Genomic DNA, 20079 nt, shown 5'->3' with positions numbered 1-20079 from the left:
TGCCCATATTTGGTAAAACGAGGTAGGGTTCCCCTTTCCCCACTCGATCAGGGAGGGAACCCCGCCAAGGCCATCAAAAGCCGCTAGGAGCGCCTCTTTTACCGCGACAGTGGTCTTGTTGGCACTGCCGGGCTTTCGCCCCTTACCGGCCGCTGGTGGCTTCCTCTTGTCACTAGGCGCCACTACTTTAGTGTCTGTTTCCATTCGTTCAGCCTTTCTCGCTATAATGCAAATATGCTAATTGTCTGGGGAATGCTATGAAACTGCCGCAATTCGACAATCGACCACCAAGCACGCCCCTCTATTCCTCAAAAGAGACGCCACCGTTTGAAGGGATTAAGTTCCTCTTACTGGGCATCGGGCTTCCAGCCGGGATAGTCCTTTGCGCAGTGGTGGTCGTCGTTAGCCTATTTCAGTCCTTCTCCCACTGAGTTCAGGTAGTCCTGTACGTCCTGCTGGAACTGCTTGTCATTGGTCAGCTTGGCATTTGCAATCAGACGCTGCGTATATGCCTGCGCTTCCTCTGGACGTACAGTCGGGGCCTTTGCCAGCCAATGAACAAACTTAGGATTGAGCAGTAGGCGCTGTGAAGCCTGATTCGCCAGTCCTAGGCCGGTGGCAGTGCTAGCCGCAATCACCGGTTGGAAGAAGGCGCCAGCAGTCAGAGCGTAGACCGTGCCGCGAGCGGTCAATGCCGGCGCCGTTCCAGAAGGATTTGCCCACACCTTAGAGCTATCACCCAGCATTTCAGCAGTCTTGGCAATGTCTGCGAGGTTGTCTGCCATCCCCGCGCCTCCCGGTATCCGCGTAAAAAGCGCCTTGCGGGAATTTGCATCCAACTTGTTGTAGTTCGTTAGGAACGTTTTTGGGGACCAAGCGTCACCGGTTGCGTTTTGCTGCCCCGGTGTTGCTGTACCCATCTCGTCAATTACAGTGGCAACCACCTTTTGGCGTGTTGCAGGTGCAATTACGCCTCTCAGTCGTTCATAGACTGTTGGGCCGGCGCCTAAAGACCCCGCAACGCTGCTATACGCGCCTTCAGGCGTATTTCGGTTGGCTAGGCTACCCAAATCATCAGCGCGGCCCATTGCGCGCCCGTAGTAGGCATTTGCGCGGTTTAGTGCAGTGGTTGCGCTTCCGCCAGACGCTGGCATAGTCCCGTTACGAAGATCTGCCAACGCCACCGCGTTTTTCATGTCCTGAGACATTGCGCCATAAAGCTGCTTGAAGTCGGCTTGTTCTGGCGTTCCCATAATCGCGTTTGACGCAGCCTCTTTGCCAATCTTGGTTCGCAGCTCCTTAAGGGCAGAGAAGGGCACCCCCTGTGCCGGCACAGCAGGGATAACTGTTTGCCCTGCCGGCTGGCCGTTAGGTAGCAATATGGGGCTATTGATGACCTGCGCTGGACGACCGCCACTGTCGCGACTAAGATCCGAATTGATCTTGGCGATCCGTGGGTTTAGGAAGTTAGACGACGTTGCCTCGGCGCCTGGCACTGGCGTCGTTAGCTGGCCAGAGCGCAAGATAGATTCATCCACCGGCACAGGCATATCTGCGCCAACAGCGCGCTCAACTCGATCATTAAGGCGGTCATAGGTGCTGCTGACGCGATTCTTAAACAGTCCCTTAATGTCCGATTGGATGGCGCTACCAGCCTCCACCGGGCCATATATTGGCGAAATGCTGTCGCGTAGCTCGGATGCTTTCGCCTGCATCCCTGCGAGGTTTCTAGCCCGAGCGGCGTCATAGAGACCTGCAGAGCCCGGTGTCTGCGATAGCAGGTTTTCCACGCCTTGAATGGTGCGGTTGCCGGTCGCAAGGCCTACCGATGGCGAATCAACGCCGCCGTTCTGTAGATCCTGCAGCCGCTGTTGCATGGCTAGGCGGCCAGCCTCATTGCCACGTATGGCACGCTTAAATGCCGCAGCACCGGCTGCAGTTGCCATTTGTGGTGACAAGCTAGCAACGCCGGCCCATTCTGGCGCAACTTCTCCTACAGCACCACCGATAGCGCCGCTAATCGCTCCTTTGGTCATATTGCCGAGATTCTGCGTAAGGCTTACTGCAGCTCGTGGACTTGGGACGATAGACTGGCCTGCAACTTGGCCGCCGGCGTAAAGCACACGAGATACGGGGTCCTTCGGGTTTGGATTATTGATTGCGCTCCCAAGTCCAACTTGATTTAACTTGTGAGCGATCCAGTCGGAAGAACCCACCACTTGCTCTCGATCAGATGGGGCAGTCCAGTCTGGTGGCGGTGTTCCGGTCAGTTTGCTAGCGGTGTAGCCAATTCCCGCCTTACCCAGATCGAGTACATTTGCCACCGTATCCACCGGTAACCCCAGCAGCTTGGTGAATACACCGCTGTTCACCCCTGCTGGGAGCGCGGCTACCCGGCTAGCAATAGACGGTTCATTGCTCGCGGCTCCGTATAAATCACCGGATAAGTCACGCCCTACACCACCTGCAGAGATAGGTGCAGCAGTCCCATACAACTCTTTCGAAAGATCACGTCCAGCCATCATTTACCCCCAATCTTGTAACCTTGTGCTTTCAGGTCGGCGGTCACTTGAGCCGTTGTTTTTCCCGAAGCACGTGCCGTTGCGACGATGTCAGCTAGCGTCGCCACCTTTTGATTTGCTTGAGCCGTGGAGGGCTGCAGGCTTGGGTTTTGGCGGCTTGGGCGGTTATTGAATGCCTCGATCCCATCAGCGTAAGCCTTGGGATTTTCCCTTTGCATATACGCACGCTGTTCTGGAGTTAGCTTTGATGGGTCAAAACCTGCCGTTTCGCGTGACTGTTCATAGGCCTTGTCGGCGCCGTCCAAGTGGCCGTTGTCGATCAGGTACTGCTCTTTGAAGCGAAGTTCACTTTCTTTATCTTTCAGCTTCTTCTCAAATTGCACACGGATGGCTTTATTTACATCACCCGGCTTATCAGTTCCCGGCAGCGCCGACAGAAACAGCGCCATATCCTTGTCCGAACTAGACCCTGAGCCAGCAGGGCGCGCAGATGGGGCAAGCCGCGCCTGTATTGCATCCATTTCGCGCTTATCACTGTCCACAGTTGGAAGGAAGCCAATACGATCTACGAGGCCGCCAGTGCCCGTATTTTGGTTAAGAGCTCCGAAACGGTTAAGGTCAGTCATCACTTCGCGCCCTTTAGATACCTCAGCCCGCAGGTCATCAAGTGCCTTGCGAGACGCGTCATAGGTTCTTGCTCGGACTTGATCGCGCTCTGCCGGTGAAACGACTCGATCCCATGGCGCCGCAGGTTTAGCTACCGGCTGATAGGTATCAGGAGTCGATGCTGGCGCTGCAGGTCCTTTTAGCTGGTTGAGCAGGTTTAATCTGCTGATGCTGCCATTTACAGGAACTCCGCCGATGCTTGGGTAGCTGCTTGGATTTACCAAGTCATACTTAGCCTTCGATTCCTCTTGTGCTGCAGTTTCAGCCCCTTTGATCTGCGCGTTACTTTTGTCGTACCCGGGCATTACAGCCGCCACACCGTCAGGCCCGACAGTGATGCCGTTGTCTAGCTTAGGCATGTAACGCTCTACGCCGGTTAAGCGGTCACGGTAAGTCGATCCAGACTCCAATTTCTGTGGCTCATTCTCATATTTGTATATCTCAAAGAGTTCCTTGGCACCCGGCACGTCAGCAATTGCTGCAGCGCGTAGGGCGTTCAGGGACGGGGCAGAGCCGCCGACTGGTGAGCCGTTCGAAATGAGTGGTTGTCCGGGGCGGGATTGCATCGGGACGCTACCCAGCTGAATATTGGCTACGCTTGGCTGTGGCTGGGCTTCCGTACCTTTGCCCATAAGTTGACCGTAGGCGTCACGTCGAATTTCGAATTGCTGTTGTGCGCGTTGTTCTTGCAACTTGAGCATTTGCATGCGCTCGTTCAGCATGTCGCGCTCCTGCTTCTTATCAATTGCAGCGTCGTATGCATTCTGGAAGCCGAGAATGCTATTACCAAACGCTTGCCCAAAACTCGTCGGCTTTAATGATGGGCCGCCAGCTTGAAGCATTGATGCCGAAAAGCCGAGCAGCCCCTGTGTTTGTTCTGGCGTCAGATTTCCCAGAGTATCTAGTAGACCCATGCTAGACCTCCAACTTCTTGTCTAGAATCTGGATCGAAGCCCAATCGCATGATTCAACCGCTTCTCGCAGTTCGGTGAGCTTCCCCACAGCCACATTCGGTGCGTCTTGATCAAACAGGGTGTTTAGCTTTTCACCTAGCATCATGCCGATTTCAAAGAGTGCAACGTATGCCTCTGCTCGTTTGATCTCCGTTTCCGTTGCGGGACGGATATTTACGTTTTCTCGGCGAACAATCGCTGCGATTAACTCTTGAATAGATAAAAACTCTCCACTTGGCTCAATGCAGAGCGACGAGAATATGTCGGGAGCGCGCTCCGCTATCTCGTCAGGAAAATAGACTACGTTCATTTTTTGCCTTTCTGCGCCATAGGCGCGGTACATTCGATATTGGTCATCTTCGCTTTTCCTAGTCCCCAAATCTCGCGGTTTCTGCGCGAGTTACGAGTGCTTCTGCTATGTCTCGGTAGGCTTGCGATTCGCCTATGCCAAACTTGGAAATCAGTCGATCCTTTACGACAGACCGTGATAGCCCTTTGTTTAGAAGATCGCCTGCCGCACGGGTACGCTCGTATCGCATAACCTTGGCCGCACCGTTAGCGGCCCCTACTGCATAGATCATTTTTCGAAACTCAGCAGCGGCTGCCGGTTCAACACTCAAGCTGTCCAACATACTTAGAAGATCTACTAGCGCCTCTGTACGCATAACGATCCTCCTACTAACGGCGTGGCAGGCCGGCACGCCCAAAGATCTCGCGAAGAGCTGGCACCCCAACGGCGTCACATGCGTCCTTTACCATTGCACCTAGACGCTCGTCAGGATTGCCCCGCCAGAGTAACGTTTCAAGGATTTCGCCCTGCGTATAGCCTCCGACGTAAGCGGCATGCAAAAATTCCTCTACTGCGGTCTTGCTCATCTGCTTCTGCTCTTCGGTGGCTCCAGTTTTAATATTTCCGGACGCCTCAGCAGCAAAAATAATCAACACTGCCTCAGCTCCATAGAAAGATTGCTTGGAGATGTTGTGTTTGGTCTTCTTCGTCATTTCGATTCCTTTCTTACTTTCGACTAGCGCTATTGGCGCTGAGGTCGTATCTAACGGGTGCTGCATTCACGCTCTCTAGATACTGCTGCGACTCAATGTCGAACCAGAAGCCGAACTTGCCTTCATACTCGCCATTACGCTGCTTTTCGCAGGCCAAGAAGCATGTTGGATCTCCCTTTTTGTCTTGCTCGGCCTTCTTATTGCGCCAGACGATAAAGACGTTATCTACTTGGTCAGTGATGGCGCCGGCGCCTTTGATATCGAACTTGCCCGGCACGTGGTGTTCGCTTTCGCCCTTGCGAACGTGGTGGACGAGATGGATGTGCACGTTATGTGCCTGTGCGAATGCGCAGAGCTCATTTACGAAGTCCTTCTGTGCGTCGAAATCTGTCTCCCCTTTAACGCACTTCATAAGGCTGTCTATAACGAACTGAGTTATGCCGTGGGTTTTGATGGCATAGCGCATGACGGCAATTAGCTTTCGCCATTCAACCGCACCAACATGGTCGTATATCCAGAGCCTGCCGTCCGTCCAAGAGTGGAGCGATTGCAGAAACTGAACCGTTGGTTCCCGTCCAGCGTATGCCTGCCGGCTCATACGCTTCATTTGCTGCACAGGCTTCATTTCGAATGAAGCCACCATCACCCGTTCTTGCTGGTGGCAGAGATCAAGCGTCACCTGAGAAAGGAACATGCTTTTTCCGTGGCCGTTTACTCCCGCCCAGACTGATATCTCTCCCTTGCGGAATGCCACCTTAGAGCGCGTCTTTTCCCAAAGCATAGTTGGTATAGGAGTAGAGTCTGCGGGGGCGTAGAAGGCGTCTATGGTGTCTTGTAGCCAGTCTGATGCAGGGCGGACGTTATGCCGCTCTGGTTCGTCCATGAAGGCCGCAAAATCTATAGTGTCTAGGATCAGTTCCAATTGAAAAACTCCTTATTCTGAAAATCCATCCACGGGAGGAAATCAAGCTCATAGCCCCACTGATGAATTGGTCTGGCAATGTCTTCGGCGGTCGGAATTAGGTAGACCTTCGCGCCCCATTTTTCGGGGACGTTCCAAACGCTCAGATGCTCCGGGCGATTAAGTGCAATTTCCTTTAAGAGGGGTGCCCAGTCGTTCTTTAGGCCTATGCAGAGGCAGATATCCAACCCGCGCACCCAGCGCCAGTCGTAGGCGGTGTCCGTTCTGGCATGAACAACGTGGTTACCCATGCCAGGCGAGCCAACGAGCGATATAACGATCATCTCTGACGGCTTCAGACCCTGCATACGCGCCTTGATGATCGGTTCAGCGTTAAGAGCTATCATTCCCAATCCTTCACGGCTGCACTGCTGGTGTTGCCTAGCTGTCCCACATAGCCGGCGAACTTTGCAGCACCGAACAGCGTCTGTGGGCGTAGATACTCGCGCATCTTTTCATCGCCAGCCCAAGAGGCGACCTTGGCATCTATCACTGCTTTGCAGTCTTCAACCGTAGCTCCTTCCTTCAAACGAGCGCCGATCAGAGATAGGTTGGACTTTACGGTTCTATATGCCTTGCCTGCCTTGTCGTTCAGATAGTTGAGAACATCTATCTCGTCCGGATTTCCGGACATAGAGTTAACTCCTTTAGACTCCATTCCATTCCGTAGCCGAGGTGGTGCCGACTTATCGGCGAATATTCGGGGAGTAGTCGGCGAATTTGCACCTTTAACCTTAAACAAAGGGCTTAAATGGTCGGTTGGCAAAGGGTGGCGATATGTCGGCTTCTCGATCTTCTGATGCCTCGCCCAGCCTGTAACCAGCCAATACTGCTTTCCTTCGATTTCATAAACTTGAATAAGCCCTGCAGCTTCAAGTTCGCTTACCATCGACTGAATATCTGCGTCTGCAATTGGGTCTGATGGGAAAACCTCCATCTTCAGACGCTTGATAGAGGCAGGGTGTATGCCGTGGTCGTCGCAGAAGTTCCATATTCCAATGAACAGCAGGCGACTAGTCGGCGAACACTCGGCGATTTGCTCAGACGTCCAAAACTCAGGCTTGATTGTGCGGATGCGTGCCATGGCTACACCCCGCAGTCTTTTGCGATGCGGCGCATTGCAGCTTCATAATCTGAGTGCGAGGCGTTTGGATGCGAGCTTGCCCACGCGGCCTTTAATGACTCGTAACGAGCGTACCTGCCGCAGATATTGCGAGTCCTAGCAATGGCCCTTAGCCCGGAGAACTTGGCGCGGTTGGCGCTGATTTGACGCGCCATCATGGCTGCACCAGATCTAAAGGGATTTGCACAGGCTGCTGGGTAACAGACCCTACAAGCACATAGCGCGCGACACGTGGATGATAAAGACCGTCTGGGCCTATCAGATCCTCACTTCTGGACTCAATGACTAAGCCATTGCACTTGAGTTCCTTTATGCGGGTAGCTAGGCGTGCATAGCCGGCTGCCGTACCTTCATAGGTGTTCAGACCGCGATCACCGAGGTACTTTAGTACCCGGCTCAGAGTGATGCATTGGCTGTCGGTGTTAGTGCTAGCAAGTGCCAAGCCGTTGTTATGTAGCTCGCTGACAAGATTCCTGATAGACTTCGAGCTGCAGTTAAATACCTGTGTTTTTTTTCCTTTCCCGCCGCCCGCCAGCCTTGGGATTGGATAGCCGGTCTTAGTGCCGGCGTCTTCCTTTTCGGAATTGAGGGGAGTGATCATTACTTCCCTCCATTCGCTTGACTAGTGATGGCTTCCATCTTGGCGCGCCATTCTGCGTTCGCGCCAGGCGCAATCATAGTTCGTCGGCCTGCCTTGATGAGGCGAGGACCATTCCCAGACTTAACCAGTTTGTGAAAGAAACTCTTAGAAAGCTTACCGTTGCGCTCGCAGAACTCGGCGATGGTTAGGCAAGGAGCGTTGTCAAACTCATTTGAACTATTGGATGTAGGTTGCATTTCAATCCCTTCTCGGACGGTTGTGTGGACACGTCGCTACTTGTGTGTAGCTTGAGAAGGATTAAAAATTACCGGACTATTGCAGTAGTCTAGTCCGGTAACCTAGGTGAGTATTTATGCGGTTTTGCTGGGTGCGCACCGGTAAGTTACCGGTAGCCTATGCAGGTAAGTCGTGGAAATACTGGAGGATATTTAGGGGAAGTCCGCCAATTCCATCCTATCGTGCCATTCCTGCCGCCAATCCTTTAGGCTCGCATCAGCAAAGCACTTTGTAAGCTTACTTGACGTTGCGTAACCTTTAGTTATTAAATCTAGGGCCAAATCAACCGGCTTCCACTCTGTAAGATGCTTGCCACCTCGTGTGCCCTTGGATAGCTTTGATTGAATTACCCATTTGGCTGAATCGTCCATCGCGCTCTTGACTGTCTTTTGCGTCTTTTCATCAAGCGCTAGAGAAAAGGCATTTAAGATTTGGCGGGTTGTTAACCCTTTAGCTGGCCGCGTACTTGCCTCCGGGCGCGCGTCCTGTGATGATGTGCATAGAAATGAGCTGGAAGATGCGCCCCATGTGGAAACCCATGAATGGATCTTTATGTTCCGTACGGACGCATAATCTATCCATTCTTTAAAGGTTCTCCTGATAGCAGGATCTGCTCCGTCGAAGATATTTATAAGTCGCTTGAGATCGGCTGGTCCCATCTCATCATTGGTGGCGTCGATGACGCTATCTAACTTTTCTTTGTTAGGGTTCCAGCGAGCCAATAGCATTGCCGCATTCGTCGGCGTGATTGATTCTGCAGCCCACCATACGGAGGCATCCATGGTGATGTCCCACCATGCGGCAATTTGCTCAGTGGTTTTGATTTCGGGTTGAGGAAGTAAACTTATCGACAAAAGTGCCTTGCCGATTTCACTCCAATTGCGCCAGCTCTCCGCGAGGACTCTCAGTCTGTCGCGCTTGATAGTCCATTGGCCGGATCTGATTTCAGGTTGATAGTGGGATGGCATGGATTGGGCGGGGAACTCATCAGCGCCTGCCATGAAGTGGGAAAGTGCCAACTCTGGAACTCGGCAAGCGCCAATCTCCGGGACAATGACAAGAAAAATTATCTCTCCTGAGATTCCGAGGTCGAAGATCGTCTCCTCCGGATAGCCACTCTCTGCCATGACCTCTGCCATGCTGAGCATGCTTGGAACTAACATCTACGCTCCTTCAAGCGCCTTCATAAAATTGGGTGCCAGCCAGGCGGGTGAAGGGTTCCCGCTTTTCGGTTCGCGGGCCTAGGCTGCCACTTTTAACTTTTACTCTTATAGGGCTAATTTGGCTAGCGCCGAGGCAGCTACTTCACCCCTTAGATGCCCGTAGTGTTTCTCTATCATCGCTACCGACGTTCCACTGATTTGTGCGACAGTGAGCAGGTCGAGGCCTCCATGCACCAGGTCGCTGATAACAGAGTGGCGCAGCGTATAGGCGGTTGCGCCAGCTGGTAGCGTCGCGGCAGTTGCAGCCTTCTTGATTGGCCATTTCCAGCCGTCCTTATTCCATGCGCTTCCATCAGCCCGCGAGAACAGTGGGGCGGTCGGGAGCTTGTTTTTGGCGCTGGCCTTGAGTATCACCGCAGTCGCCTCCGGCAGCTTAATCTTCCGGTCCATCCCGTGCTTGTCTTGCCCAATTTTTAGCACGCTTAGCCGTGCGTCGAAGTCACCGGCCTTCAGCGCAGCCAAGGCACCAGGACGCAGGGGGAGCATTGACAGCCCCCGGAGGAAAGTGGCTAGATCATCTGGTGCATGCTCTATAAAGCTGCGCCGCTGCCCACGGTCGAGGTAAAGTTCGCGCCTCTTGGAGACGTTTTTATATGCCTTGAGTCCTTCGCTCCATGCGAAATCGTTGGTTACCTTACCCTCAGCCTTGGCATAGTTCAGCGCGGCCCTCACTGTCGCCATGTCGCGATTTACGCTGTCCTTCGAACGTTCCCTCATTTTCCCCGCCTTGTTGATCTTAACTGGCGCGGCCGTCAGCCTGCGCTTAAAGGCTTTGATATGTTCGCGTGTAAGCTTCATCAACTCAACTTTGTGTATCGAGTCTTTCTCCACCCAGCGACGGTAGCGTGCCATTAGGTCGTCGGCTGGTTTGTCGCCTTTTTTTTCGCGAACCATAGACGCGTAGTCAATGCATGCGTCTAGGACGGTTACCGCTTTGGTGGCGCCTCCCATGCCGACGTGCTCGAACCATTCGCGGGATATATTTATGGCCTTGTCGAAGCGCTCATGTGCAGGCAGGTCATCAAGTACTCCGATGCTTTTTGTAACCTTGCGTCCATCTTCTTGGCTAAATCGAGCTTGCCAGACACCGGCAGAATCGGCGGCCATCTTCCGGTAACCGAGATAGCAGCCTTTGTACACACGATGCCAGTATGGCTCGCGGCGTGGTTTCAGCTTATCGCGTGACGACACCGTGTCGATCTTTGTAGCCATGGCAAACTTTCAAAGTACGGAAAAAGTACGGAAAAGTTTAGCGCATTTCTATGGAGCTTAGCGCTCTGAAGATAGCGTTTCTCCTATGAGACTCTGTGCATAGATATATTTGGAGGTATCTGGACTCGTCATTCACACTGCAGGGGTCGCAAGTTCGAAACTTGCACTTCCCACCAAAAATATCGTTCTAAATCAAAGACTTAGAGATTTACTGCTCAGTTTTTGCAAAATTTGGGGCAAATTTGGGGCAATGCGCTGTCCCGAATAACTAGAAACCGGCTTAGGCCGGTTTTTGTATTTTGTGGCCATTTAAGTTACGGTAAATCAACCTGTTCCCTTGGGAGTGCTTTGCCAATATTGTTTCAGCGTGCATTTATTCCAGTAGACGCCCTTGTCCTAGCTAATTAGGTTGCAACGCTATCCAAGCTTACCGATTACTGGGGCCAGAAGCGCTTCCATTGGTAGCCAATAGTCCCGTTATCTGACCAACGGATTGACTGGGATAACACGCCCATGCTCAACTGTAGTGGTCAACCCATCCCGGACATATCGTTTTCCTTGTGCGTTGTCGATCTTCGCTAATGGATAGCAATTCTCGGTACTATGCGTCTGAAGTCTGGAAGGCAGAATCTTGTGCGTCAGCACTAGCCTCGAAAATCTGCGCCCGGAGCCAGATGTTAAAAGCCACTGGAGACCACGGCGCATCTAATACCGTGTTCGCGGTTGTCTCGCCCGCCAGGTGGCGCTAGTGCATTCGGCAATACCGAACAGGCGGGATTTACAGATACTTATGGCCGGGATCGAAATTCCGTCCGCAGCATATTGGGAGTTCTCGCGATCGCCCGCCCGCGTCTCTGCGTGGTCTGCGGGGGGGGGGGGGGGGGCGAATTTGGTCATTCAGTCTCCTGTGACGCTACACTACCGGATTCTTTCAAGAAAATTCCATTAGATGAACCGGATATGATTGATATCACCACTTTGCTGAATGACCTTATGTGCAGGCTTGCTGCAGACCGGCCTATCTTTCATTCCGAAGCAGACTTTCAGCACGCTGTTGCGTGGACGTTTCAGACTTTAATGCCGCACGCTTCGGTCCGGATCGAGCGTCCGCTTCGAGGAGCCGGTAGAGTTCTGCATCTCGATCTACTGGTTAAAGACGCTGACCAGGCATTAGCGATCGAACTTAAATACAAGACCCGTAAATGGGCTGGGGAAATAATCTGTGAACGTTTCGAACTTGCAGGCCACGGTGCTCAGGATGTAGGAGGTTACGACTACATCAAGGACGTTTTCTGGCTCGAGGAAATATGCAGGAATATCGATAACTGTCGCGGTGTGGCGATCATGCTGAGTAATGATTCTGCCTACTGGCGTCCGCCAGTGACTTCTGCGTATGCCAGCTTTCGCCTGACCGAAGGACGCGTACTCCAAGACGTGATCGCCTGGCCAGCAAGCACCAATCTGGGAACGATGCGGAATCGTGAACGGCCCTTGTCTCTGCAGGGGAGCTATCAGTTGAAATGGCATGACTATGGTTCCAGCATAGAAAATCTCGGGTTCCGCTATCTTGCCTTGCAGATAGATTAATCGCCCGACTAGCACTGGGCGAATTATCGTCGCCAGATATTTATGCCGCCGGACCTCGGTGATGTCTAACGTTCACCCAGCGCTGTTCGCGGGAAATATCGGAGCGTTATAGCAATTGTCTGATCGAAAGCCACTTTTCGATGGACCCGTAGCAGGTAATCGTGTGCACTTTGGTTTGGCCGCACGATTTTTTTTGATATTTCTATACTTTAATATTGTCATTTCTTTCAACATGAGGTTAGTATCTTGCTACCAAGAGTCGACAATGATTCGGTTGGGAGGAGCATTTAGAAGTTTGTGGTCGCCTATCTGTTCTCTTCCCGGACGTCTGCTCCAGCTGATTTCGGACGGGGCGGCATGTTTTCCGGATGCGGCTAGCTAGTTATTCCGGTCTGAACTCCGGAACATGATAGTTTCAAGAGGGATTTCGGGGTGTGTTCGGATACGGCAAATGAGCAATACCTCATTCAGAACGGGGTGGTGCTAGTCATAGATGGCGTAGTGGCGCGCGCCCTTACAGGGCGCGAACTGCACGCACTGTATTCTGGTGGCGGTTCCGGTTCCTCTATTCCAGCGGTCCTTCGAAATCTGCAGCCTTCCAGACGTCCTGCTACTCTGTCTTACAAGGCATTTGCCGAAGGCGATAGCGTGCGTTTCGTGCCATTCTTCCGCGGTAGCGCGCTCGGTCCGGCCGAAGCCGGAAGTGCCGCGAGTCAAGGGTACTTTATCCTCGATGGCAGCGTCTATTTCCTCGGTGACGAGATGCGCTCCGAGCTTGCCGGAATCTATCCGTCCTGCAGTCTGCGTAATGCGATCCTGTCCGTGCGCCGGCTCGGAAAGTCCGGGCGTCTTCAGGATCCCGCCGGCGATCTGCTGGAGAAGCTGGCGAGCGCGCGGGAGCAGGGCACAGGTACTGCGGCGAAATTCGTTCGCGAGCTGTATCCCTATCAGAAGATAGGCGTGGACTGGCTGAATTTCTGTATCCGTCACGGTATCGGCACCATACTTGCCGATGATATGGGACTGGGCAAGACAGCGCAGCTGATTGCGGCGATCTGTGCGACTATCGGGCGTTCTCCGGATGCGCGGATACTGGTGGTCGCACCTAATCCTTTACTGGAAAACTGGCGACGCGAATTCGCCTTTTTTGCACCGGACGTCGTACCGTACCTGCATTTCGGCTTTCCGCGTAGCGGACTGTCGGCGGAGCTAGCCGCGCATCAGGTCGTTCTGACCGCCTATACCACGCTTGTGTCCGATATCCGGATGCTGTCGGAGATCGGATTCAGTCTGGCCATCTTCGACGAGGCCAGTGTGCTCAAGAACCCAGAGTCATCGCGCTCGGTCGCCGCTTCGGAGATTCTGTCCGAGGTCAAGATCGCGGTCACTGGCACACCTGTCGAGAACAGCCTGACGGATGCCTGGACTCTGGTCAACCTGGTGTTTCCCAGCTATCTCGGTCCGCTCGACCAGTTCCGTCGCGAATATGTAGGAAGCGGCGTCGCGCACTCTCTGTCGCTGGATCTGAGCGGTCTCGAATCCAGCCTGCGCCAGATAACTCTCAGGCGCATGAAAAAAGATGTTCTGGCCCAGTTACCCCCGAGGAGGGATATCCATCTGCCGGTGAACATGGGTGAAGCGGAAAGAATTAGCTACGACGGCATCATCTGCGCACTGAAGGACGATGTCAGCGGTGGCGGCGCTAACGTTCTTTCGCTTATCAACCGCCTGCAGCAGTTCACGTCGCATCCGTTTCTGATTGGTAATGGTGGCAGTGACGATTGCGCCTCGCTGGCTGCAGCAAGCGCCAAATTCGAACTTCTGCTTCTCCTGCTGGACAGAATCGCTGCTGCGGGCGAGAAGGTTCTGATCTTCGCTACGTTCCAGAAGATGATCGATCTGCTGGCCTCGGCTGTCCGGCAGCGCTATGGCGTGACAGCGGGAATTATCGATGGCCGGATTGCCAACGAAGCAAGACAGCCGCTGATCGACGAGTTTGGCGGAGCAGGAGGTTTTGCCGTGATGATTCTGCATCCGCGTACCGCAGGTATGGGCTTCAATATCACGGCCGCATCGCATGTGATCCACTACAGCAGGCAATGGAATCCGGCACTCGAAATGCAGGCAACGGCACGGGCGTGGCGTAACGGCCAGACCGCTACTGTGACTGCCTATTACTTGTTCTATGCGGTGAGTATCGAGGAGCGCATCGATGAACGGCTCCGCCAGAAACAGGAGCTCAGTGACTCGGTGGTTTCGCTCGCAGATGAAAAGGAATCCGACAAGCAGTTGATGCTTGAATATCTGGGGAGTTATGGAAGGTGAATGAAATGAACGATGTGTCGCGATATCACGGCGAGGATGAAGACGATTTCCGTCCCTCGGCCGCCCGTCTTGTAGATAGTCTGCGGGATACCGGCTATCTGCCGGAAGCGGCTTTTGCGGATGTGATCGATAATTCGATCGCAGCCAATGCCACACGGGTACGTGTCGAGCTCAGTGCGCTATACGGAGAAGTCCGCGTCGTGTTTCTGGATAACGGCGACGGCATGGACGAAGCAGGTTTGCGCTCTGCCATGCGCTATGGCTCGCCAAAACGACCGGATCCGAAATCGCTCGGGAAATTCGGCATGGGGCTCAAGACTGCCTCGACTGCATTCTGCGAACGGCTTACCGTTATTTCGCTGAAAGATGGCGTCCCGTCGATCCGCGCCTGGGATATGGACACTATACGGCAGCTGGACAAGTGGGTCCTGGAGACTCCATCGTGGAGCACCTATGCCGAGGACCGCGACGCTCTTGTGGAATTTGCCGGTGCCGGTCGTAGCGGAACCATGGTCATCTGGGAAAAGGTAGACCGTCTTGTGACGCCTGGGACGGAGCAGAAGGTTCTGGGCCAGCTCGAGATTCTTGGCGACGAGCTGTGCGAGGAACTGAGTGCCATGTTTGCCCGGTTCCTTGATCGCAACAATAAAGCCCATCCGGATGTAGCGATTTCCGTTGTCGGTTGTGACGGTTCGGAGCGACATCTGCAGGGATGGGATCCGCTCTGTCTCGAACTCAACAGCGAAGGGGTGAAGCGCGTAAAGCCTCTGCCGCTGAAGACGGTAACTGTCACGAGACATGACGGTTCGACCTCGGCATTTACAGTTGCCGGCGGCATACTGCCACCCCAGAATTCGCTCTCTGCGGCAGAGCAGAAGCAGGTGCGCTACTCGCTTGATAACCAGGGGATCTATATTTATCGCGAAGGGCGGCTGATCTGGCACGAGGGCTGGCCGCCGCGGATGTACAAAAAGGAAGGCAAGATGACCCGCCTTCGTGTGGTACTGGATTTCGGCCACGAGCTGGACGATGTTTTCAGTATCGATTTCAGAAAGAGCCGGATCATCATTTCTCAAACTGTCCGTCAGGAATTGCAAAAAATTGTTGCGCCATGGCGCAACCATGTACTGAAAGAAGCAACAGCTTCTGGCGGACATGATGACGGCGGGGACTCGGCTGCAGCGCGACATCTTCGCGCGAATAATGCAATCGGTAAGCATAGCGAGAGCACGAAGCTGGCCAGCGTCAAGGTCGAAGGCGGGGAGGCAACACTACAGAACAAATATAACCGTCAGCCGGTGAGAGTGGATGGCGTACATATCTACAGCGAAACCGGAGTGCGCGTCCGGGAGGAGGATTCTCTCGAGGGCAATGTCCTGTGGGCAGGTGCACTGGATGACGATGGCGAGGTGTGTGTCCAGCTCGGAAGAAGTCATCCCTATTTCGCTCGCATGTATGCCGCCTGCAAGGACAAACCGGAAGCTCTGATGGCCATCGATATGCTTCTATGGACATGTGCCAATGCCGAGATCGGTATCTGGTCGGAGCAGAACAAGGGAATCATCCGTGATTTCCGTATGAGCATCAGTAGCGGCCTGAATATCCTCTGTCAGGAGCTTCCTGATCCGTCGGATGACTGATTGTCGGGTTCCGATTTTTTTTCATAAGGAATAGATGTGTACCAGTATGATCTTTCGGACTTCAAGAAGTTTTTGAACGATACAAACAGGAGCAACAGAGTCGACGGCCTGATCTTCTGGCAGAACCGTATTCCTCTGCCTATCGATCTTTTCAACCGGATGTTCGCCGAAGCGGATAGCTTGCTGGAGATGTATGTTGACCATCTGATCGGTGCGCTTCTCGCCCTGAAGCATTTCTCCGACGTTGCTGGTACACGCCTGTCATTTACCGATTTACCGAGCAAGGATCTGATGCCAGGGAAGCATGGTATGGCCGACGTAATCTCGCGACTGCTGGCAACTAAGTCCGGCTATCGGCAGGCTGCGCTGCGGATCGCCGGCGCACTCGGCCTCGATGGATACGTACCCTCGGGGCAGCGAATTGCCGATGCACTCTGCCACCAGGGGAAGAAATATGCACGGCTGCAGATACCGTTGGTGCTCAGGCGCGAGTTCGGTGTGTTCGAAGCCGAGGTGGCTAGCAACATCGGGTTCGACAATACCGATATGTTCGGCAACGTGGTTGCAGATCGTTACGACATATACCGCTCGGGATTTGGCGATGCGCTGGCGAATATCTTTAACCAGCTGCTGGAATTCAGGCTGCTTTGTGGCGGCAGGGTGTCATCGTCGCGGCACATAAGTATAGACACCGCCGGAAATAGTGATAGATTCCATGTATTACTCGAGCGCACGAGGGATGGGTCTCTCTGGGAGCCACATTTTTCTGACGACCTCGGCCTGCGTATCAATCCGGAACACCCGTTCTGCAAGGCGATGGGCGACCGGATAGGCGAGGTCAAGTATCTGCTGTATTCGCTGGCGGAGTTCGAATATAACCAGTTTTCCGACGTACAGAAAAAGCTGATCGAAAACATGCGGCAGGAAGTTTCACGGGATCTGTGGATCCGTTTCGATAAATAGCAATCGCCAATCCAAAGAATACAGGAAGAGCAACCCGACCGATGACTGTTCTGCATAATCTGAGTGAGGTTCGTGCCCGCTGTCAGGCAACGTTTTCAGAGTTCCCCTCCGACTTTTTTCCGGAAGTTCCGGATGAAATCTGGACTCGCTTCCGGAAACAATACGAAACGGTCTCTAGCGACACTATCGTTTCGACGCATCCCTACGGCTTCGTGCTCACCAACAGGAAGGAATCATCATCCATTTCTTCACGCTGGCTGCTTTATGCATATGCCTTCGGTGACTTTTATAGGGAACTGACAGCCTACCGGAATGTTACACAGCACATAGCTTCTTTCGTGCTTGTAAAGCCTATCTTTGGCGGGAAAAGGGACGCCATTCTTAATCTCCTGCCGAACGAAGCCTGGGAGAGCGAAGTTGAAAAGCTGGCACCTGGCGGCGCAGCCAAGATTGTCGAGGCTATCAGGCAGTACTTCGACGGCCGGCCGGACGAGGCTGAATACTATCTCCGCTTTCTTTCTGACCGCATGTGGTCTGGTGTCGGAAAGGCGCTGGACCGGGCGGACAACGACTGGATGGGGTCTTCGGTCCGCAAGGCAGCCAGTGTCATCCAGGCGAACTCCGACCGGTTGCCTTTAGTCATACGTGCTGTGGCGGACGATGCCGACCTCGATCTGGCGATCCGGAACCTGGTTGATCTCCAGCTGGTTCGGTTCCTAGGTCTAACGTCTGCTGTTTCTACCGGCACCAGAGTTACCGGTGCTTCGAATGTGATCTTCTACGGTGCCCCGGGCACCGGCAAGAGCCACAGGATAAAAGACCGTATCAGGAAGTCTCCCGACGACTGCACTATCCGTACGGTATTCCATGCGGATACTCAGTCCGGAGATTTTATCGGTACATATCGGCCTGCAATGGCCGAGGGGAGACTGACCTACGCATTCCAGCCCGGACCGTTCGCGCTTGCTCTGGTTGCTGCGTTTAACGATCCAGTGCGCCACTACTTCCTCGTGATCGAAGAAATAAACAGGGCGCCTGCCGCTGCAGTATTCGGCGAGGTATTCCAGCTGCTCGACCGCGATGCAGATGGGACCAGCGAGTATTCCGTGATGCCCAGTGATATCGCATTCGCGGACTATCTCAAGCAGAAGATACCTCACTGGATTGGGGACATCCGCCTGCCATCCAATCTTTCACTGCTGGCGTCGATGAATGGTGGAGACCAGGCTGTCATGCCGCTCGATACCGCTTTCAAACGTCGCTGGTTGTACGAATACGTTCCGGTCGATTTCGGTATCTGTGCTTCTGGCAATCTGCAGATCGCCGACAGAAGCGGAGCGCGAACGGATATCGCGTGGAAGCCTTTTGCCATGGCGGTGAATGCCGTTCTTGAAGACCTCGGTGTTCCGGAGGATCGCCTGCTTGGACCGTTCTTTCTGTCGGAGAAAGAACTTGCCACGGGCTCCGGAGCGGGAGTGCCTACGGCGTTGGGCAAGCTGTTCCTCTATCTCTGGGATGATGTGCTTCGCCATGGTCATCGCGGCAGAGTTTTCGCACCGGGGCTCAAGAGTTATGGAAACCTGATTGCGGCATATTCGGCGAACAGGCCGGTCTTCAGTGATGCGCTGATGCGCACGCTATTCCCCGAGACGGATGCCGGGGAGCAGGGCGGCGATCTTGCAGAGTAGCGGATCCGCCCGATCAGGAGTAAAGATCCGTCTCGTCGAGGATAGGTGTGCGCTAGGCGTTCTTGGCGGAGATGGCTATCCCGTCTGGCTGAAAGAAGAGATCGTCCGGCGCGGGCTGGTAGCAGACGGAGAGCAGACTATTTCGTTCTGCGGTCTGATAGCGCAGGATAGCGAAGTTTTCGTTTTTATTCCCCGCGGTTCTGCGTTGCCTGTAACCATTGCTGAAAAGGATAGTCTTGCCGCGCTCACGACAAGCTGTCTGGAACTCTACGGACGGCGCAGGCCGGCGAATACGATTCCGGAAGAGTCAGGTCTCGTCGAGTTCGAGCAGGATGCACAACTTGCGCTGGTGCGCGAATTGCTGGATGACTATCGCCTGAATGGCCTGTACGCTACAGTTTCGCGCCAGCAGACGAGCAACAATGGCAGGACAGACTGGAGGCGCACTATCCGGATGGTCGCGGTACTGCCGGATGCGGACGGGATGCCAATCTATCCCGAGCTGATAGGTACTCGACGCTGCTCGACCCTCGACAGCATCGTTACGCGTATCCACGGTGCTGTCATATCGAAGCTGGACGAGATGTTCGGCTGGTGGGTGACAGGAGAGGCGGGAGGGCGTCTTGCGTCCGATCTGGATGCGGATCCGGATCTACTGGACAGGGCCGAGTACTGTATCGCCATGCTGAAGCACGAGATGGTGCTGGTTTATTCGGATCGTCATATGCGGCTTATCCGTAATCTGCTCCGCTATTTCCGGCACCACAAGCTGGCAGGCGGAAGTCCTGTTGTGATCGGCCTGCGCGATTTCCACTGGGTCTGGGAATACATGCTTGCCGAGATTACGGCCTGGCGGAAAGATGTTTCTAGAGAACTGCCAGTTCCGGTCTATTACGCACAGAACGGAGAGAGACAGCCGGCACCCGGAAAGGGTATGCGGCCTGATCTTGTGCTCGGAGTTGCTGCGCGCCGGCATATGGCGGTTGTCGACGCCAAGTACTATCAGGCCAGGGATGTGAGTACTGCACCGGGCTGGCACGATCTGGTCAAGCAGTTTTTTTATGCAAAGGCTCTTCAGGAGGCATACCCCGGCTGGACTGTTGATAACATATTTGTCTTCCCGGGGTGCGGAAAACTGTCGTATGCCGCGGTCGAATCACGTGACAGATCCAGGCGGTTCGACGAATTGTTCCCGCCGGTGCGCTGCGTCTACATCGATCCTGTGCAGGTGATGCAGCATTTCATTGCGGGGACCCTGTCAACGGAAATAACCGAGTCTTTTCTGATGGCAGGTAGGCGGGACGCCTGATTCCCGGATATTTGCCGGCTATCCCTGC

16 protein-coding genes are annotated in these 20079 nt (G+C 54.0%); 6 read left to right on the top strand and 10 right to left on the bottom strand.

Annotation, left to right across the window (positions count from 1 at the left end; translation table 11 throughout):
* Positions 1-407 precede the first annotated feature (407 nt).
* From GTP23_RS12800 to GTP23_RS12755, 10 genes are all read right to left on the bottom strand, one after another.
* On the bottom strand, positions 408-2525 hold the full coding sequence (locus tag GTP23_RS12800; protein WP_161035469.1) for a hypothetical protein: 2118 nt from the start codon (positions 2523-2525) through the stop codon (positions 408-410).
* Positions 2522-4102, bottom strand: a complete 1581-nt coding sequence (locus GTP23_RS12795) for a hypothetical protein (RefSeq protein ID WP_161035468.1) — start codon at positions 4100-4102, stop codon at positions 2522-2524. Before GTP23_RS12795 ends, GTP23_RS12800 begins: the two co-directional genes overlap by 4 nt.
* 1 nt (position 4103) lies before the next feature.
* Positions 4104-4484 carry a hypothetical protein gene (locus tag GTP23_RS12790; protein ID WP_161035467.1) on the bottom strand — a complete coding sequence of 127 codons (381 nt, stop codon included), beginning with the start codon at positions 4482-4484 and terminating at the stop codon, positions 4104-4106.
* A gap of 335 nt (positions 4485-4819) precedes the next feature.
* Positions 4820-5143: a hypothetical protein gene (locus GTP23_RS12785; RefSeq protein WP_161035466.1), complete on the bottom strand. Its 324-nt coding sequence runs from the start codon at positions 5141-5143 to the stop codon at positions 4820-4822.
* Positions 5144-5156: 13 nt separating this feature from the next.
* Complete coding sequence (locus GTP23_RS12780; RefSeq protein WP_229256062.1) at positions 5157-6065, bottom strand: AAA family ATPase; 909 nt, start codon at positions 6063-6065, stop codon at positions 5157-5159.
* Positions 6056-6451: a hypothetical protein gene (locus tag GTP23_RS12775; RefSeq protein WP_161035465.1), complete on the bottom strand. Its 396-nt coding sequence runs from the start codon at positions 6449-6451 to the stop codon at positions 6056-6058. The genes GTP23_RS12780 and GTP23_RS12775 overlap by 10 nt, the downstream gene beginning before the upstream one ends.
* Positions 6448-7188 (bottom strand): conserved phage C-terminal domain-containing protein, encoded by a 741-nt coding sequence (locus tag GTP23_RS12770; RefSeq protein ID WP_161035464.1) that lies wholly within the window; start codon positions 7186-7188, stop codon positions 6448-6450. The genes GTP23_RS12775 and GTP23_RS12770 overlap by 4 nt, the downstream gene beginning before the upstream one ends.
* A gap of 193 nt (positions 7189-7381) precedes the next feature.
* Entirely contained in the window at positions 7382-7828 is a 447-nt protein-coding gene (locus GTP23_RS12765) for a helix-turn-helix domain-containing protein (RefSeq protein ID WP_161035463.1), read from the bottom strand.
* Positions 7829-8256: 428 nt separating this feature from the next.
* Positions 8257-9267 (bottom strand): hypothetical protein, encoded by a 1011-nt coding sequence (locus GTP23_RS12760; RefSeq protein ID WP_161035462.1) that lies wholly within the window; start codon positions 9265-9267, stop codon positions 8257-8259.
* Between the two features lie 105 nt (positions 9268-9372).
* A complete protein-coding gene (locus GTP23_RS12755) occupies positions 9373-10539 on the bottom strand; it encodes a tyrosine-type recombinase/integrase (RefSeq protein ID WP_161035461.1) in 1167 nt (388 codons plus the stop codon).
* 960 nt (positions 10540-11499) lie between these two features.
* Here GTP23_RS12755 and GTP23_RS12750 point away from each other — a divergent pair.
* The 6 genes from GTP23_RS12750 (at position 11500) to GTP23_RS12725 (ending at position 20051) form a co-directional block, all read left to right on the top strand.
* Positions 11500-12126 (top strand): hypothetical protein, encoded by a 627-nt coding sequence (locus GTP23_RS12750; RefSeq protein ID WP_161035460.1) that lies wholly within the window; start codon positions 11500-11502, stop codon positions 12124-12126.
* A 648-nt stretch (positions 12127-12774) separates the two neighbouring features.
* Complete coding sequence (locus GTP23_RS12745; RefSeq protein WP_161035459.1) at positions 12775-14451, top strand: DEAD/DEAH box helicase; 1677 nt, start codon at positions 12775-12777, stop codon at positions 14449-14451.
* A 5-nt stretch (positions 14452-14456) separates the two neighbouring features.
* On the top strand, positions 14457-16091 hold the full coding sequence (locus GTP23_RS12740; RefSeq protein ID WP_161035458.1) for an ATP-binding protein: 1635 nt from the start codon (positions 14457-14459) through the stop codon (positions 16089-16091).
* A gap of 36 nt (positions 16092-16127) precedes the next feature.
* A complete protein-coding gene (locus GTP23_RS12735) occupies positions 16128-17054 on the top strand; it encodes a hypothetical protein (RefSeq protein WP_161035457.1) in 927 nt (308 codons plus the stop codon).
* A 41-nt stretch (positions 17055-17095) separates the two neighbouring features.
* A complete protein-coding gene (locus GTP23_RS12730) occupies positions 17096-18742 on the top strand; it encodes an AAA family ATPase (RefSeq protein ID WP_161035456.1) in 1647 nt (548 codons plus the stop codon).
* Positions 18732-20051, top strand: coding sequence for an LlaJI family restriction endonuclease (locus tag GTP23_RS12725; RefSeq protein WP_161035455.1), 1320 nt, complete (start codon positions 18732-18734; stop codon positions 20049-20051). The genes GTP23_RS12730 and GTP23_RS12725 overlap by 11 nt, the downstream gene beginning before the upstream one ends.
* Positions 20052-20079 lie beyond the last annotated feature (28 nt).

It is taken from the genome of Duganella fentianensis (genome assembly GCF_009857835.1).
Taxonomy (GTDB): Bacteria; Pseudomonadota; Gammaproteobacteria; order Burkholderiales; family Burkholderiaceae_D; genus Rugamonas; species Rugamonas fentianensis.
The sequence above is the reverse complement of the archived record's forward strand: the minus strand, read 5'-3'. Positions and strand labels throughout refer to the sequence as shown.